Source organism: Qipengyuania sp. L-5Y (assembly GCF_056859455.1).
The window spans coordinates 45,159-61,368 of sequence record NZ_JBSXOM010000014.1 but is presented as its reverse complement, the minus strand read 5'-3'; the positions used below and the strand labels follow the sequence as shown (position 1 = coordinate 61,368).

The window sequence follows — 16,210 nt, the reverse complement described above, 5'->3', positions numbered from 1 at the left end:
CACGATCTTCTCGCTCGCCTGCGAAAAGCTCGGCTCGCGCGCGGCGGACGGATCGGGCATCATCAATGTCGCGATCTTCGGCGGCGCGGTCGTCCCGCTGCTGTTCGGCGTCCTCGCCGATACCACCGGCAGTCTCCCCCTCGCCCTCACCCTCCCCGCCATCTGCTACGCCATCATCGCCAGCTTCGGACTCTTCGCGCGAAAACCCGCGGCAGCGTGAGCGCCAAGGGGGCGGCGGTGCGGCGCCCCCTCCGGAAAAACAGGTAGCGGCCGCCTGCCTGGCCGTTAACCAAAGTGAGGCACAGCAGCCGGAATTCTACCGATGGAATTCCCGGAATATGGCCAAACCCAATCGCAATGACCTGATTGCCATCATCGCCGTCGCATTCCTGTTCGCGATGCTGGCATATCTGGGCATGACGCTGATGCGCGCAAGCGAACGCATCGCGCTGCTGTGGATTCCGAACGCCGTGGTGGCAGCCCTGCTGATCCGCAGCCGGTCGGACAGCCGTGTCTATTTCATCCTGGCCTGCGCCGCGGCGGATCTGGCGGTGAACCGGATGATCGGGGACGGATGGAGTATTGCCATCGCCCTGTCGGTGGCGAATGCCGCCGAGATCGCCGTGATCGTCTGGGCGATGCAGACGTGCTGCGGCAAACATCCCGACGTCAACGATATCAGGACGCATGGCTGGTTGTTGGTATCCGCGCTGAGCGGCGCCGGCGTTTCGGCCACCATTGCCGCGCTGGCATTATCCGGGGCCGATGCAGCGACGTTCTTCCAGCAATGGGAGAGATGGGTTCTGGCCGACGGGCTGAGCCTGCTGATCATTCTGCCGCTTGCCCTGATCGGGATCGACGCGTGGCGTGAACGCCGTTTGCCGCCCAAGCATAGCCCGGCCGAATGGGCTTCGATGATTGCGATCGTCATCTGCGGCAGCATCGTCGTCTTCGCCCAGTCGCAATATCCGTTCCTGTTCCTGGCGTGCCCGCTGGTTCTTTATGCTGCTTTCCGCACCGGGATGAACGGTACGGCCATTGCCGTGCTGATCGTGACAGCAATCGCATCGATTGCCACGTCCCTGGATGCAGGGCCGATCACGCTGGTGCGCGGGTCCATCGAAGACAAGCTGTTCGCTTTCCAGATATTCCTCGCCAGCAATTTTGCGATCGGCCTGCCGGTCGCCGCCATGCTGGAAGGGCGCATCCGCGACCGGGACCTGATCCGCCAGAGCCGGGACGACAAGCAGGAAATCCTCGATCACATCCGCGAAATCATCTTCCGCACGGATGAGAACGGTCGGTGGACCTCGCTCAATCCCGCATGGGAAGCACTGACCGGCTATACCGTCGAGGAGTCGCTGGGCTGGCCCACCACGAAATTGCTGGTGCCCGAGGATTTTGCAGCGGCAGGTCAGATCTACCCCGCCCTTGTGAGCGGAGAGCTTCGGGAGACGACCCTGACCCAGCGTTTCATCGATAAATGGGGCGCATGCAGACATATCGAGGTCAGCATCCGGCGGGCAACCGACGAGCGCGGACGATTTTCCGGGACGATCGGAAATATCCGCGATGTGACCGAGCAGATACGCCAGGAAAAGGCCCTGTCGGATAGCGAGAAGCGATTCCGCACACTTGCCGAATCCGCCCCCATCGGGATTTTCCAGGCGAACGGTCAGGGGCAATTGACCTTCATCAATCCTTCCTGGGCGAACAAGGTCGGCAAAACCGTCGACGAAATGCTTGGGCGTGGATGGGTCGATGCGCTGGCATCGCTCGAGGCGATCCAGGCCGACCCGCCTTTCAGGGGCTTCGAACCTGGCATGGTCCGGCGGCGTACGCTGGAATTTCGGGCGCCGGACGGGTCGAGCCTGTGGATGGATACCTACAATACGGCCGAGTTCGACGAGAATGGTGCCGTGACCGGATATTACGGCGCGGCTGTCGATATCACCGAGCAGAAACAGGCGAGCGAAAAGCTGGAGGCCAGCGAAAGCCGCTTTCAGGCCCTGGCCAATCTGGCACCCGCGGGCATATTCCGCACCGATACCGAAGGCCGCTGCACCTATGTCAATGCGGCGTGGCTGCGTCTTTCCGGGCTGGAACCCGATGAATGGCAGGGCGACGGCTGGGCCCGCGCAGTACATCCCGAGGATCGCGACAGGGTGCATGCGGAATGGACCGGTGCGGTCGAAAGCCGGACGGAATGCCGTCTGGAGTTCCGCTGGCTTCATGGCGACGGGTCGATCGTGTGGGTCGACACCATCGGACGGCCCGAATTCGACCAGACCGGACAGGTCACCGGCTTCATCGGCGTGAACATCGACGTGACCGAGCATCATGAAGCCATCGCCGCCCTGGCCCGGCGAGACGAGCAGCTGACCCTGATCACCGAAAACATCACCGATGCGGTGGTGCGTCTCGACCTGAAGGGGACCTGCGTTTACGCCTCGCCATCGGCGCGGGATCTGTTCGAACTGCCGCTGAGTGCGCTGATCGGATCCAACCTGCTGACCGGATTCCATCCGGACGACGATGCGAGCGTTCATGACGCTTTCGCCGGATTGGCAGATGGCAGCAGGAAACGTGCGCTGATCGCGTTTCGCGCGGCTTCGGTCGACGAGCCCGAGACCTATCGCTGGATGGAAGCCAATTGCGCGCCCGTGCACGATCATCGCACCGGGCGGCCGGTCGAAATCATCGCGTCCATCCGCGATGTATCGCACACCAAGAAGCTGGAAGCCGAACTTCGCGCAGCCAGGTTGGCGGCGGAAGATGCCGCCACGGCCAAATCCGCGTTCCTGGCGAACATGAGCCACGACATCCGCACTCCGATGAACGGCCTGCTGGGCTTCACCGAGCTGCTGAAAAAGACCGATCTGAGCGACAGGCAGACGGATTATGTGCGCCTGATCGACGAATCCGGACGCGGCATGATGCAGTTGCTCAACGACATCCTCGACATATCGAAGATCGAGGCGGGGCTGATGCGCGTGGCGCAGGAACCGGTGGACGTGCGCCATAAGCTGACCGGCGTGGTGCGGCTGATGGAAGCCGTAGCCAGGGAAAAGCAGGTCGCTCTGGAACTGGATATTGCCGACGACCTTCCGAAATGGGTAGTCGGCGACCGCCTTCGCTTGCGGCAGATCGCGCTCAATCTGGTGGGCAATGCGATAAAGTTCACGGCGCACGGTACGGTCAGCGTACGCGTCGCGCCCAGTGCGTGCGGCACCAGGTTCGAGCTGTCGGTCACGGACACCGGCATCGGCATCGCGCCCGATCATCTGGAAACAATCTTCCATCAGTTCACGCAGGCCGATGGATCGACCGCCCGCAAATATGGCGGTTCCGGGCTTGGCCTGTCCATCACCAGCCAGCTTGCCGAACTGCTGGGCGGCGAGGTTACGGTGGAAAGCGAAGTGGGCAAAGGCTCCACCTTCCGCGTGACAATGCCGCTGGTTCCATGCGACGCGCCGCGACACGAAGAGGATGTGGCGGGTGAATGCGAAGACCGTGCAGATGCGGCGCAGTCGCCCATTCGCCTGCTGATCGCCGAAGACAATTCGATCAATCAGGAGCTGATCGCGGCCATGGTGAGACAGGCCGGATACGATGCCACCATTGTCGAGGATGGCAGTATTGCCATCGAACGCGTGATCGCCGCGGCGCAGGACGAGACGCCATACGATCTGGTTCTAATGGACGTGCAGATGCCGGGAACGGACGGGCTAACTGCAACCCGCGAGTTGCGTAATCGCGGTTATGGCCCGCAGGACCTGCCGATCATCGCGCTGACCGCCAATGCCTATCCCGACGATATCGCCCGGTGCCGGGCAGCCGGAATGCAGGCGCATATCGCAAAGCCGTTCTCGTATCGCGACCTCACCAGCAATGTGGAACGGTTTGCTGACAAGGCGGGGCGGATGGCGGCCGAGCCCGGCGTTTCGATCGATCCCGGTGTCTCGAACACGGCGCGGCTTCGCGATCGCTATATCAAGCGCAAGAACGACCTGCGTGAACTGATCAGCGCCATCGACGACAGCAATGTCGAAGAGCGCTGGCCCGAACTGGCGAGTGCCCTGCACCAGATTGCAGGCGTGGCCGCCTATTTCGGTGATGCGCATTTCGGCTCACTGGCGTCGCAAATCGAGCATGAGCTGGGCGAGGCGGGCGAAGCGGAAAGCCGCCTGGTGCTCGTCTCGCGCAGCCTGGCGGTTCTGGACGAGGCGGCCTGAAGGTGCGGGGGCAGGCCCGCCCTGCCCCGGAACATCAGGCAATTGGATCAGATGGCGCGGGCGCCGGCAGGCCTTTTTTCGAGTGCCTTGCGATCATGTGCTTCGGTCAACAGCACGTCGACCGTTGCGAGGAGCTTCTTCGGATCGAAGGGCTTGCGCATATATTCGTCGGCCCCGGCATACATGGCGAGGTCTTCATCGGATGCGCTGACGCGCGCGGTGAGCATCAGGGCCGGGATTTCCCAGAGATCATAGTCGATGCGCATCTGGCGAACGATCTGGACCCCGGTCATGCTGGGCAGGCTGCAATCGAGGATGACCATGTCCGGGCGCTTGGCCCGGATGACGTCGAGCGCGGCCGCCCCATCCTGAACCACACCCACGGCGTGTCCAGCCTGAATGAGAGTGTCCCGCACGATCTCGGCGACGATCTCGTCATCTTCAGCGACGATTATCCTGGGCATGCAGCATCTCCTTACTTGCGTAAGCGCTAGCAACAATATGGTATAGCAGATGCTTAGGCGCCCTACGGGAATACACGTGCACATGCGGTAAAGCTGCGCTCAGCGGACCGGCGCCGGGCGCGAAACGCCTTGAAAACCGGCGCGCATTTTCTATACTCTACGGTATGGAAAAAGTCGCAAGCCGAGGACGTCCCAGAGAATTCGATACCGAGCTGGCCCTTGGTGCGGCGCTGCGCGTGTTCTGGGCCAAGGGGTACGAGGGCGCTTCGCTTTCCGATCTCACCGACGAAATGGGCATAACGCGGCCCAGCCTCTATGCCGCTTTCGGCAACAAGGAAGCGCTGTTCCGGCAGGCGCTCGACCTCTACGAACGCGACAAGCTGACCTATATCGGCGATGCGATCGAGGCGCCCACGGCACGCGCCGTTGCCGAGCGCCTGTTGATGGGCTCGGTGGATGCCGCAACCACGGGCGACTGCAAGGGCTGCATGGGCGTGATCGCCTCGGTTGCCTGCCAGAGCGTGGAGCCTTCGATCAGGGACGATGTGAATGCACGGGCGGAATCCTCCCGGCGGGCGATCATCGCGCGGATGCAGCAGGCGATCGACGCCGGCGAATTCCGCGTAGCGACCGAGGCGGAGGCGATCACGCGCTATCTGCTGGCCATCATGCAAGGCATCTCGGTCCAGGCCCAATCGGGTGCAAGCCGCGAAGAGCTTTTGCAAGTTGCTGATTCTGCATTACTTTCCTGGCCGTCTGCATAACGGACATCTCAATCTGCGAAAATAATATCGGTCGGTACAGAAAAATACCTTGACCTGAACGCAGCATTACATACTTATCGGTACAGATTGTTGGTCGGGCCGACTCCCGTCGGTCACGCGTGATGATATGTGCACGCCCGATCCCGGAATAATTGCGAGTTCAATTTCGAAAGCCGCGCTTTCGAAAGCGATGTCGTGCGGCATAACAAGATCAGGGAACAGCGTATGTTCGATACCCCCTTCGACAGGTACCATGACGAAGCAGCGGCAGAGCGCCGCGAGCAGGAGCAGTTCGACGAGCGCGAACAGGACGGCGGCTACGATCCGGCCGAGGTGACGGCACGCCAGCCGAAGTCGCGGTTGATGCGCGTGTGGATCGGCGTGCTGATCGTCCTCGCCGCGATCACCGCGTGGTGGGTCCTGGGCGGCGGCGCACCTGCGCCTGCAGCAGCCCCCCTGCCCGTGGTCACCGTGGCGACACCGCTGCAGAAGGAAATCACCGAATGGGACGAATTCGTCGGCCGCTTCGAAGCGAGCCGCCGTGTGGAGGTTCGCCCGCAGGTGTCGGGGCAGATAACCGCCATCCACTTTACCGACGGCCAGTTCGTCCGGCAGGGTGCGCCGCTGTTCACGATCGATGCGCGAACCTATCGCGCCTCGCTGGCGCAGGCGCAGGCACAGGTCGCTCAAGCCATGACGGCGCTTGCCCTCTCGCGCGACAATCTGGCCCGTGCGCAGCGCCTTGTCGAGGACGACGCGGTTGCCGCCAACGAAATCGACCGGCTGAAAGCGGAGGTGCGCAATAACGAGGCCGGCCTCGCCGCGGCACGGGCGCTGGTATCGGCCCGCGCACTGGACGTGGGGTTCACCACGGTCCGCGCGCCGATATCCGGGCGGATTTCCGATCGCCGGGTCGATGCAGGCAATCTGGTGTCGGGCAGCGGCGGTTCGCAGGCCACCCTGCTGACGACCATCAACGCCGTCGATCCGGTCTATTTCGAATTCACCGGATCGGAAGCCTTGTTCCTGAAAGCCCAGCGCGAAGGGCTGGACAAGGGTACGCCCGTGGAAATCCGCCTGCAGGACGAAACCGAATATACCTGGCACGGCAAGCTCGATTTCACCGACAACGGGCTCGACGATGAATCGGGTACGATCCGCGCGCGCGCACTGGTCGACAATCCCGACGGATTCCTGACGCCCGGCCTGTTCGGCCAGATGCGGCTGGCCACTGGCGGCACGCACAAGGCGATGCTGGTTCCAGATACCGCCATCACGACCGACCAGACACGCAAGCTGGTTCTGGTGGTGCAAAAGGATGGAAAGGTCGCCGCACGCTCAGTCGAGCTCGGCCCCCAGATCGGCAATCTGCGGGTGATCGAGAGCGGCCTGAAGCCGACCGAGAAGGTGGTGATCAAGGGCGTCCAGATGGCCATGCCCGGTCAGCAGGTTTCCGCGCAGCAGGGGACCATTGCCCCCGCCCGTGCCGAGACACGCATGGCCAAATCGCCACCGGCAAAATTCCGCGCTGCGGCTGCGACCTTCGCCGAATAACCGGCCCGGTTTCCGCCTGACCAATCCGCAATTCACACCCGAGGTGCGTCCATGCGACTGTCACGTTTCTTCATCGATCGACCGATCTTCGCCAGCGTGCTGGCTGTCCTGATCACGCTGGTCGGAGCCATTTCATATTTCTTCCTGCCGATCAGCCAATATCCGGATATCGTCCCGCCGACGGTGACGGTCACAGCCGTCTATCCCGGCGCATCGGCGGAAACGGTTGCCGATACGGTCGCCAATCCGATCGAGCAGGAAATCAACGGCGTCGATGGGATGCTGTACCAGTCCAGCGAATCCACAGGCGATGGACGCATGACGATTACCGTCACCTTCGCGCCTGGGACCGATCTGGATGATGCGCAGGTGCTGGTGCAAAACCGCGTCGCCATCGCCGAGGCCCGGCTGCCCGAAGAAGTGCAGCGGCTCGGCATCGTGACGCGCAAGACGACGCCCGACTTCCTCATGGTGGTCAATCTGGTGTCGCCGGACGGGTCGCTCGATCGCGAATATATCTCGAACTACGCCCAGACGCGGATCAAGGATCAGCTCGCCCGGCTCGAAGGGGTCGGCGATGTGCAATTGTTCGGGCAGCGCGAACTGGCAATGCGCGTCTGGATTGACCCGGGCCGCGCCGCCGCCCGCGGCCTGACCGGCAGCGACATCGTGCGCGCACTGCGAGCGCAGAACGTGCAGGTCGCAGCCGGCACGCTGGGGCAGCAGCCGAGCCCTGAAAGCGCCTTTCAGCTCAACGTCGAAACGCAAGGCCGCTTCACCGATCCATCGCAGTTCGGTCAGGTCGTCATCCGCACAGATGCGCAAGGACGCCAGATCCGCGTCAGCGATGTCGCCCGCGTGGAAATCGGTGCGACCGACTACGCCACGTCGGCTTATCTGAACGACATGGATTCCGTCATCTTGCCCGTATTCCAGAAGCCGGGTTCCAACGCTTTGGAGGCGGCCGAGGGGGTCAAGGAAACGATGACCCGCCTTTCGGAATCCTTCCCGCAGGGGATGGAATACCGCATTGTCTACAATCCGACCGAATTCATATCGCAGAGCATCGACGCCGTCCTGCACACATTGCTGGAAGCGATCGTGCTGGTAGTCCTGGTGATCGTGGTGTTCCTGCAGAAGGCCCGCGCATCGATCATTCCGGTGCTGGCGATACCGATTTCGCTGGTGGGGACTTTCGCCGTGCTCGCCATGCTGGGCTATTCGCTTAACAATCTGTCGCTTTTCGGACTGGTGCTGGCGATCGGAATTGTCGTCGACGATGCCATCGTCGTGGTCGAGAATGTCGAGCGCAATCTGGAACAGGGGTATTCCCCTCTCGAAGCGGCGCGCCGGTCCATGGACGAGGTCGGGACCGCCCTGATCGCCATCGTCCTGGTGCTGTGCGCCGTGTTCGTGCCCACCCTGTTCATGGGCGGATTGTCGGGCGAATTCTACAAGCAGTTCGCGGTTACGATTTCGGCTGCGACGGCAATTTCCCTGTTCGTGTCGCTGACGCTCTCGCCGGCCCTTTCGGCCCTGCTGTTGCGTCCACATGAAGATCTGCCCGCCGATGCACCGCGTTGGCGGCAGGGGCTGGACCGTGCCGGACAGCGGTTCAACAATGCGTTCGAACGGTTCAGCGACTGGTACGCCCAGCTGACAGCGCGGCTGGTCGCCATGCCGCGCAGGATGATGGCGGCCTACGCGCTGCTGATCGGCCTTACCGCCCTAACGCTCAGCGCGACGCCAACCGGCTTCATTCCGCAGCAGGATCAGGGCTATTTCGTGTCCGTCATCCAGCTCCCGCCCGGGTCGTCGACCACGCGAACAGATGCCGTGATGAAGCAGGTGGCCGAGCGCGTCCTGCCGATCGAAGGCATCAAGGGCACCGTCATGCTGTCGGGCTTCGACGGCACGACGCAAACGCAGTCCGCAAGTTCGGCGGCCGCCTATTGGGTGCTCGACGAATTCGAGAACCGCAAGGGTAGCGGCAAATCGATCGACGAACTTATCGCTGCCGCGCAAGCCGCCACTGCGGACATCAACGAAGCACGCCTGATGATCGTCAAACCGCCCGTAATCCAGGGGATCGGTTCGGCGGGGGGCTTTCGCATGATGCTGAAAGCGGATTCCGGCCAGGGCTATCGCGACATGCAGCAGGTCGCCAATGAGGTCATTGCCAAGGCGAATGGTCAGGAAGGTCTGGCCGGTGTCTATACATTCTTCGACACGGGCACGCCCCGCGTGAAGACCGATATCGACCGCGACAAGGCCCAGATGCTGGGCGTGGCCCCGGCAGACATTTTCGATACGCTTTCGGTCTATCTCGGCAGCGCCTTCGTCAACGATTTCAACCTGCTGGGCCGCACGTACCGAGTGACCGCACAGGCGGAGGCGGACTATCGCGACGATGTGAGCGACATTGCCGGGCTCCATGCCCGCTCGGCCAATGGATCGATGGTTCCGCTCGGCTCGCTTGCGACGTTTACGGACACCACCGGGCCGTACCGCGTATCGCGCTACAACCTCGCCCCTGCCGTGGCCATCGATGGCGATACGGCGCCGGGCGGATCGACCGGTCATTCGCTGATGACCATGGAAAAGGTCGCGTCGACGACGGTTCCGCAAGGCTATTCGACCGAGTGGACGGGCATTGCATATCAGCAGGCCACCACCGGCAATACGGCGGCCTATGTCTTCGGACTGGCGGTTCTGCTCGTCTTCCTGGTGCTGGCCGCACAGTACGAGAGCCTGATCATGCCGCTGTCGATCATCCTGATCGTGCCGATGTGTCTGCTGGCGGCAATGGCCGGGGTGAACCTGATGGGCATGGACAACAATGTGCTCACGCAGATCGGCCTTGTCGTCCTGATCGCCCTGTCCGCGAAGAACGCCATCCTGATCGTTGAATTCGCCCGCCAGGGTGAGAAGCTGCACGGCCTTTCGCCCGCGGCTGCCGCAGTGGAAGCTGCGCGCACCCGCCTGCGGCCGATCCTGATGACCAGCTTCGCGTTCATCCTGGGATCCGTCCCGCTGGTAATTGCCACTGGCGCCGGGGCGGAACTGCGCCAGGCGCTGGGTACGGCGGTATGTTTCGGCATGCTCGGCGTCACCGGGTTCGGACTGGTTTTCACTCCCACTTTCTATGTGGTCTGCCGCGTACTGGGCGACCGCGTGGCCGAGCTGCGCAGCCGCTGGAGCCGAAAGGCACCCGGCCTGACCGTGCAGCCAGCCGAATAGGACATTTCATCATGGCATATCGCACCTTCATCCTTTCCGCCGTTTCCGCGCTTGCCCTGTCGGGCTGCGCGGTGGGGCCGGATCGCGTCTCTCCCTCCCCCCCGTCCCCGAGCGCGACTTCCGGCCCCTTCCTTTCCGCCCAAACCGATATCGTGACCGCCAATCCGCTGCCGCAGGACTGGTGGCGGCTTTACGAAGACCCCGTGCTGGACGGACTGGTTGCAGATGCGCTGGCCGCGAATACCGACATCCGGCAGGCGGTAGCGCGGATGGACCGCGCCCGTGCTGCCCTGCGCGGTGCGCGATCGGACCGACTGCCGACCGTCGGCCTGACCGCATCAGCCGCCTATTCCAGAACACCGGAATTGGAGACGCCCCCCGGAGCCGATCGGACGGGTACCGGCATTTCGCTAGGTGCTGATGTGTCTTATGAAGTCGATCTGTTCGGGCGGGTCAGCGGACAGATAAGCGCGTCTCGTAACGATCTGGCTGCGGCGCAAGCGGACGCCGATGCGGTGCGGGTCATGGTCGTAGCGGATACTACGCTGGCCTATGCCAATGCCGCCAGCGCTGCCGCGCGGATCGACGTGGCGCGATCGATCGTCGCCCTGCTCGACGACAGCCTTCGCCTCACGCGGCGACGCCACGAGGTGGGCATGGCAGACGGGCTGGCAGTCGCCCGTATCCAGAGCCTTCGCGACCAGCGGGCCGCCACCATCCCGGAAATCGAGGCGCAGCGCAGCGCCGCCCTGTTCGCGCTGGCGACGCTTACCGGACGCACACCAACGGAATTGCCCGCAATTTCGGGCGAGCGCTCGATCCCGCTCGAGATAGCTGCCCCCTTGCCCGTTGGCGACGGCACACAATTGCTGGCGCGCAGGCCGGATGTCCGCGCGGCAGAGCAGCGGTTGCTTGCCGATACCGACAGGATCGGGGTTGCCCGCGCCGATCTCTATCCGCGCATAACGCTGGGCGGTTCGGTCGGATCGTCCGCATCCAGCGTGAGCAATTTGTTTTCCGGCGGTCCGCTCGGGTTCATCCTGGGACCGTTGATCGATTGGGTCTTCCCCAACCGCGAACCGGTATTCGCGCGCATCGATGCCGCCAAAGCGGACGCGCGCGGATCGCTCGCAGCATTCGACGGGGCGATCCTCAATGCCTTGCAGGAAACCGAAACCGCCCTGTCCCGATATGCCGGGGCAATCGAGCGGCGGCAGTCTCTGGAACAGGCGATGCAGGCAGCGACCAAGGCGGCACGCATTACCCGCGCCCAGAACCGCGAAGGCGTTATCGATTCGCTGGATTTGCTCGATGCGGAGCGCACGCTTGCCGAAACGCGGGCCGAACTGGCCGATCAGGACGCGCTCGTCTCGAGCCGCCAGATCGATCTGTTCCGCGCTCTGGGCGGTTCATGGTCGGCCGAGCGGGAGACGGCATCGTGAACCTGAAGGCATTGCTGCGCCTGCATGCGGACGCTTTTCGGGCAGGCGCCGTGGGTTTCGGGGCGACCACCATCATCCTGCTGGTGACGTTGCTGTAGGTTTAGTGAGCGCCGGGCAAAGGTAATCACTGCTGCCCGGCGATCATTGCCTTGCCCCGATCTGAAAACTAGGTATGCTTGCAGGCGAACGCGCAAAAGTGCGTCGGTTGGGAGTATGTTTGCATGGCCTGGGATTTCGAGACCGATCCTGAATTCCAAGAAAAGCTCGACTGGATGGACGGATTCGTCCGCGAGAAGGTCGAACCGCTGGGCCTGCTGGGCATCCATCCCTATGACGTGGAGAACCCGCGCCGCAACAAGCTGGTCCGCCCTCTTCAGGAAGAGGTGAAGGCCAGGGGACTGTGGGCGTGTCACCTCGGCCCGGAGCTTGGCGGTCAGGGTTATGGTCAGGTCAAGCTGGGCCTTATGAACGAGATCCTCGGTGGTGCGAGTTTCGCCCCGATCGTGTTCGGCTGCCAGGCGCCCGATACCGGCAATGCAGAGATCATCGCCCATTACGGAACGCCCGAACAGAAAACACGGTATCTGCAGCCGCTGCTCGAAAACGAAATCGTTTCGGCATTCTCCATGACCGAACCGCAGGGCGGATCCGATCCGACCAATTTCATCACCAAGGCCGAACTCGACGGCAACCACTGGAAGATCAACGGCGAGAAATGGTTTTCGACCAACGGTCGCTGGGCGGAATTCCTCATCGTCATGGCGGTGACCGATCCCGATGCTCCCCGTCACGAACGGATGAGCATGTTCATCGTGCCGGTCGACACGCCGGGGGTCGAAATCGTCCGCAACGTCGGCGTCTATGGCCAGGAAGACGGTTCGGAAAGCTATGTGCGCTACACCGACGTGCGCGTGCCGGCGGATCATCTTCTGGGTGAACAGGGCGGTGCTTTCGCCATTTCGCAAACACGCTTGGGCGGTGGGCGCGTGCACCACGCCATGCGCACCGTCGGCAATTGTCGCCGTCTGCTCGATGCGATGAGCCGGCGTGCTGTCAGTCGCAAGACGCGGACCGGCACGATCGCCGATTACCAGGCGGTCCAGATGCAGATTGCCGACAGCTATATCGAGCTGGAACAGTTCAAGCTGTTCGTCCTGAAAACCGCGTGGATGATCGACAAATATCAGGATTATCGCAAGGTCCGCAAAGACATAGCCGCGATCAAGGCGCTGATGCCCAAGGTCTATCACGACATCGCGCACCGCTGCATCCACATCCACGGATCGCTGGGCGTATCCAATGAAATGCCGTTCGTCGGCAGCCTTATCGGTTCGATGGTCATGGGCATCGCCGATGGACCGACGGAAGTGCACAAGGTCACCGTCGCCAAGCAGCACTTGCGCAAATATCGCGACGTCGCCGATCCGATGTTCCCCGATTACTCGCTCATAGAGCGCCGGGCCAGGGCGCGGGACATGTACGACCCGCTCGAAGAACTGGTGGAGGCGGCGGAGTAAGCCGGTGCCGACGCCAGCGATGACGCGCGGACAGCGCCTGAGCTATGGTTTCGGGGCAGTGGCGAACGGCGTCAAGAACGCCGCCTTTTCCACCTATCTGCTGCTGTTCTACAATCAGGTGCTGGGGGTCCCGGCATCCATCGTTTCGACCGCGATCGCGCTGACGTTGCTGGTCGATGCAGTGGCCGATCCCTTCATCGGCCGCTGGTCGGACATGACCCGATCGCGGATCGGGCGCCGGCATCCGTTCATACTCGGATCCGCGCTTCCGACGGCAGTATTCTTCATCCTGGCATGGTTTCCGCCCGCCGGGCTGACCGACATCCAGATGGGTGTCTGGGTATTCGCCATCGCGGCCCTGACGCGCACCTCGATCAGCGCGTTCGAAATCCCCTCCAGCGCCATGAATCCCGAACTGACCGACGATTATGCCGAGCGCACGAAGCTGTTCGGCCTTCGCTACTGGTTCGGATATGTCGGGACCTTCGGCTTCACCGCCTTTTCCCTTGCCGTGTTCTTCGTTGCCACGCCCGAATTCGCCCGTGGCCAGCTCAACCCGGAAGGCTATGTGAAGTTCGCATGGCTCGGCGGCGCTCTCATTTTTGCCGCCATTCTGGTGTGCGGCTTTGGAACGCTCAGCCGCGTGCCGCATCTGCGCCAGCGCGACGAACCCGGCGAAGGCGCCACGCCGACGTCCCATTTCAAGGAGATGTTCAGCGCGTTCAGCAATCGCGGCTTCCTCGCGATCTTCGCATTCGGCGTCTGCAAATACACTGCCATTGGGCTTTACGCCGCAACGACGCTGTATTTCGGCACCTATGTCTTTAAACTCGGTGCAGGACAGCTGGCCCTGCTGACGTTCGACAGTCTGGTCGCTGCAACGATCGCTGCGCCGTTCGCCCCGAAATTCTCGCGCTGGCTGGGCAAGCGCAACACATCGATGTTCATGGCGATAGGTGGCATTCTGCTCGGCCTTTCGCCACTGCTGCTGACTTACCTCGACCTGTTCTTCCAGCCGGGCGATCCGATGCTGCTGCCCACGCTCTTCATCATCGGCGCAGTCTACGGTGCCATGATCGCGACCTCGCTAATCAACACCTCTTCCATGCTGGCGGATGTGGTGGAAGATCACGCCGTGCGGACCGGCCAGCATACCGCAGGGGTGTTCTTCGCAGCGTCCAGTTTCATGCAGCAATGTTCGACCGGCCTCGGCATCATGATGGCAGGGATCGTGCTCGAACTATCCGATTTCCCGACCGGGGTGGACGTCGACCAGGTGACGGTGGCGATGCAGAAGAGCCTGCTGATCCACTACATACCGGCATCCGGCGGTTTGTGGATCATCGGCGCGCTGTTCCTGCTGCTCTATCCCATCACAGAGGCCAGCCATCGTGAGAACGTCGATCGCCTGAAGTCGCGCGAGGCGCAGGCCCGAGAGCAAGCCATCCGCGATGGCGCATTTGGCTCCCCCGCCAGGTAAGGAAAATAATGATCGCAGATCGCCCAGCCCCCAAACTCGGGCTATCGACCAAACTGTTCTATGGCTTCGGTTCGGTTGGCTACGGCGTCAAGGACGTCGCCTTCCGCTCGTTTCTTCTTCTGTACTACAATCAGGTCATCGGCATCCGCGCCGATCTGGTGTCATTCGCAATCCTCGTCGCATTGTGCGTCGATGCGATTTCCGATCCGATCGTGGGGCAGTGGTCGGACACGGTCCGGACCAAATGGGGCCGACGCCACCCCTTCATGTTCCTGAGCGCGATCCCGGCCGCGGGCAGCCTGCTATTCCTGTTCTTCCCGCCCGAAGGGATGAGCGAGATGCAGACCTTCTGGTACATTCTCGTGGTCGGCTGCTGCGTCAGGACCTTCATAACCTTCTTCGAAATTCCGAGCAGCGCTCTCGCCCCCGAACTGACCAGCGATTACGACCAGCGCACTTCGATCGCCAGTTTCCGCTATTTCTTCGCCTATCTCGGCGGCGTCGGCATGGCGTTCCTGACCTTGCTGGTCTTCCTCGCGCCAACGGCGGAATATCCGGTCGGCCAGCTCAATCCCGAAGGCTATCGCCTTTTCGCGGTTGTCGGTGCGGCCATCATGTTTGCCGCAATCCTCATCTCCAGCCTGGGAACGCTGCATCGGGTCAAATACTTCCGCATGCCGCCTGCGCGTGAGAAGATCGGCCCCATCCGCACTTTGGTGCAGATGAAGAGCACCTTCGCGCACAAGGGGTTTCTGGCGATCGTCGCCTTCGGGGTGCTCAAATACACCTCCGTCGGCATGACCTCGGCGCTGAATATCTATTTTGGTACGTACCTGTGGGGGCTCAATTCGGCCCAACTGGCCGTGCTGACCATAGATTCGCTCACCGGGGCATTCCTTGCCCTGTTCATCGCGCCATGGGCTTCGCGTAAAATCGGCAAGCGCAACGCGGCGTTCGGCCTTGCCATCATTGCTGTGATATTCGGCAGCGCGCCCTACGTCCTGCGTCTTACCGGCAATTTCTTCGACAATGGCGATCCCCTGCTGGTGCCGGCCCTATTTGCATTTTCGACCGTGTTTCAGATGTGCGGCGTTTCGTCGGCAGTCCTGACCCACGCAATGGTCGGCGATGTCGTCGAAGAAAGCCAACTGGCCACCGGGCGCCGCAGCGAAGGCCTGTTCTACGCGGCGAACACGCTGATGCAGAAAAGCACGTCCGGGATCGGCGTGTTCGCTGCGGGCATGCTGGTTGCGTTCGTTGGCATCGTACCGGGAATGGAACCGGCCACCATCGATCCTGCCATTCCGCGACTTCTGGCCACCGTTTACGTGCCCACATTGATCGTGCTTTATATCGGCGGGGCGGGGTTCCTGTTCGCCTATCGCATCGACAGGACCACGCACGAAGCCAGCCTGGCCGAACTCGAGAAACGCGACCGCGCCGCTGCGAGCAATGCCGACGACATTCCGGATCCATCGTGAGGGTCGGGCAGATGGCTGGCACGGGCATTTCGC

General features: G+C 62.4%; 9 protein-coding genes and 1 pseudogene. 9 read left to right on the top strand and 1 reads right to left on the bottom strand.

Features of this window, described 5'->3' with window-relative positions:
• Together AC13F2_RS00980 and AC13F2_RS00975 are read left to right on the top strand one after the other, a co-directional pair.
• Positions 1–220 (top strand): annotated as a pseudogene (locus AC13F2_RS00980) (glucose/galactose MFS transporter); the annotation flags it as partial.
• A 118-nt stretch (positions 221–338) separates the two neighbouring features.
• Entirely contained in the window at positions 339–4,235 is a 3,897-nt protein-coding gene (locus AC13F2_RS00975; protein WP_482964216.1) for a PAS domain S-box protein, read from the top strand.
• A 47-nt stretch (positions 4,236–4,282) separates the two neighbouring features.
• On the opposite strand, the gene AC13F2_RS00970 is transcribed toward AC13F2_RS00975, so the two are convergent.
• Positions 4,283–4,699, bottom strand: a complete 417-nt coding sequence (locus AC13F2_RS00970; protein ID WP_103024199.1) for a response regulator transcription factor — start codon at positions 4,697–4,699, stop codon at positions 4,283–4,285.
• Between the two features lie 164 nt (positions 4,700–4,863).
• Here AC13F2_RS00970 and AC13F2_RS00965 point away from each other — a divergent pair, with 164 nt between their 5' ends.
• The 7 genes from AC13F2_RS00965 to AC13F2_RS00935 all read left to right on the top strand — a co-directional run bounded on the left by AC13F2_RS00965 (position 4,864) and on the right by AC13F2_RS00935 (position 16,177).
• Positions 4,864–5,463 carry a TetR/AcrR family transcriptional regulator gene (locus tag AC13F2_RS00965; RefSeq protein WP_301641528.1) on the top strand — a complete coding sequence of 200 codons (600 nt, stop codon included), beginning with the start codon at positions 4,864–4,866 and terminating at the stop codon, positions 5,461–5,463.
• A 225-nt stretch (positions 5,464–5,688) separates the two neighbouring features.
• Entirely contained in the window at positions 5,689–7,017 is a 1,329-nt protein-coding gene (locus tag AC13F2_RS00960; RefSeq protein ID WP_482964215.1) for an efflux RND transporter periplasmic adaptor subunit, read from the top strand.
• Between the two features lie 51 nt (positions 7,018–7,068).
• The gene (locus AC13F2_RS00955) at positions 7,069–10,257 is read left to right on the top strand and encodes an efflux RND transporter permease subunit (RefSeq protein ID WP_482964214.1); all 3,189 of its coding nucleotides are present in this window, start codon (positions 7,069–7,071) and stop codon (positions 10,255–10,257) included.
• Positions 10,258–10,268: 11 nt separating this feature from the next.
• Positions 10,269–11,699, top strand: coding sequence for an efflux transporter outer membrane subunit (locus AC13F2_RS00950; protein ID WP_482964213.1), 1,431 nt, complete (start codon positions 10,269–10,271; stop codon positions 11,697–11,699).
• A 221-nt stretch (positions 11,700–11,920) separates the two neighbouring features.
• Positions 11,921–13,216, top strand: a complete 1,296-nt coding sequence (locus AC13F2_RS00945) for an acyl-CoA dehydrogenase family protein (protein ID WP_482964212.1) — start codon at positions 11,921–11,923, stop codon at positions 13,214–13,216.
• Positions 13,217–13,220: 4 nt separating this feature from the next.
• Positions 13,221–14,696, top strand: coding sequence for an MFS transporter (locus AC13F2_RS00940; protein ID WP_234003200.1), 1,476 nt, complete (start codon positions 13,221–13,223; stop codon positions 14,694–14,696).
• 8 nt (positions 14,697–14,704) lie between these two features.
• A complete protein-coding gene (locus AC13F2_RS00935; protein ID WP_482964211.1) occupies positions 14,705–16,177 on the top strand; it encodes an MFS transporter in 1,473 nt (490 codons plus the stop codon).
• Positions 16,178–16,210 lie beyond the last annotated feature (33 nt).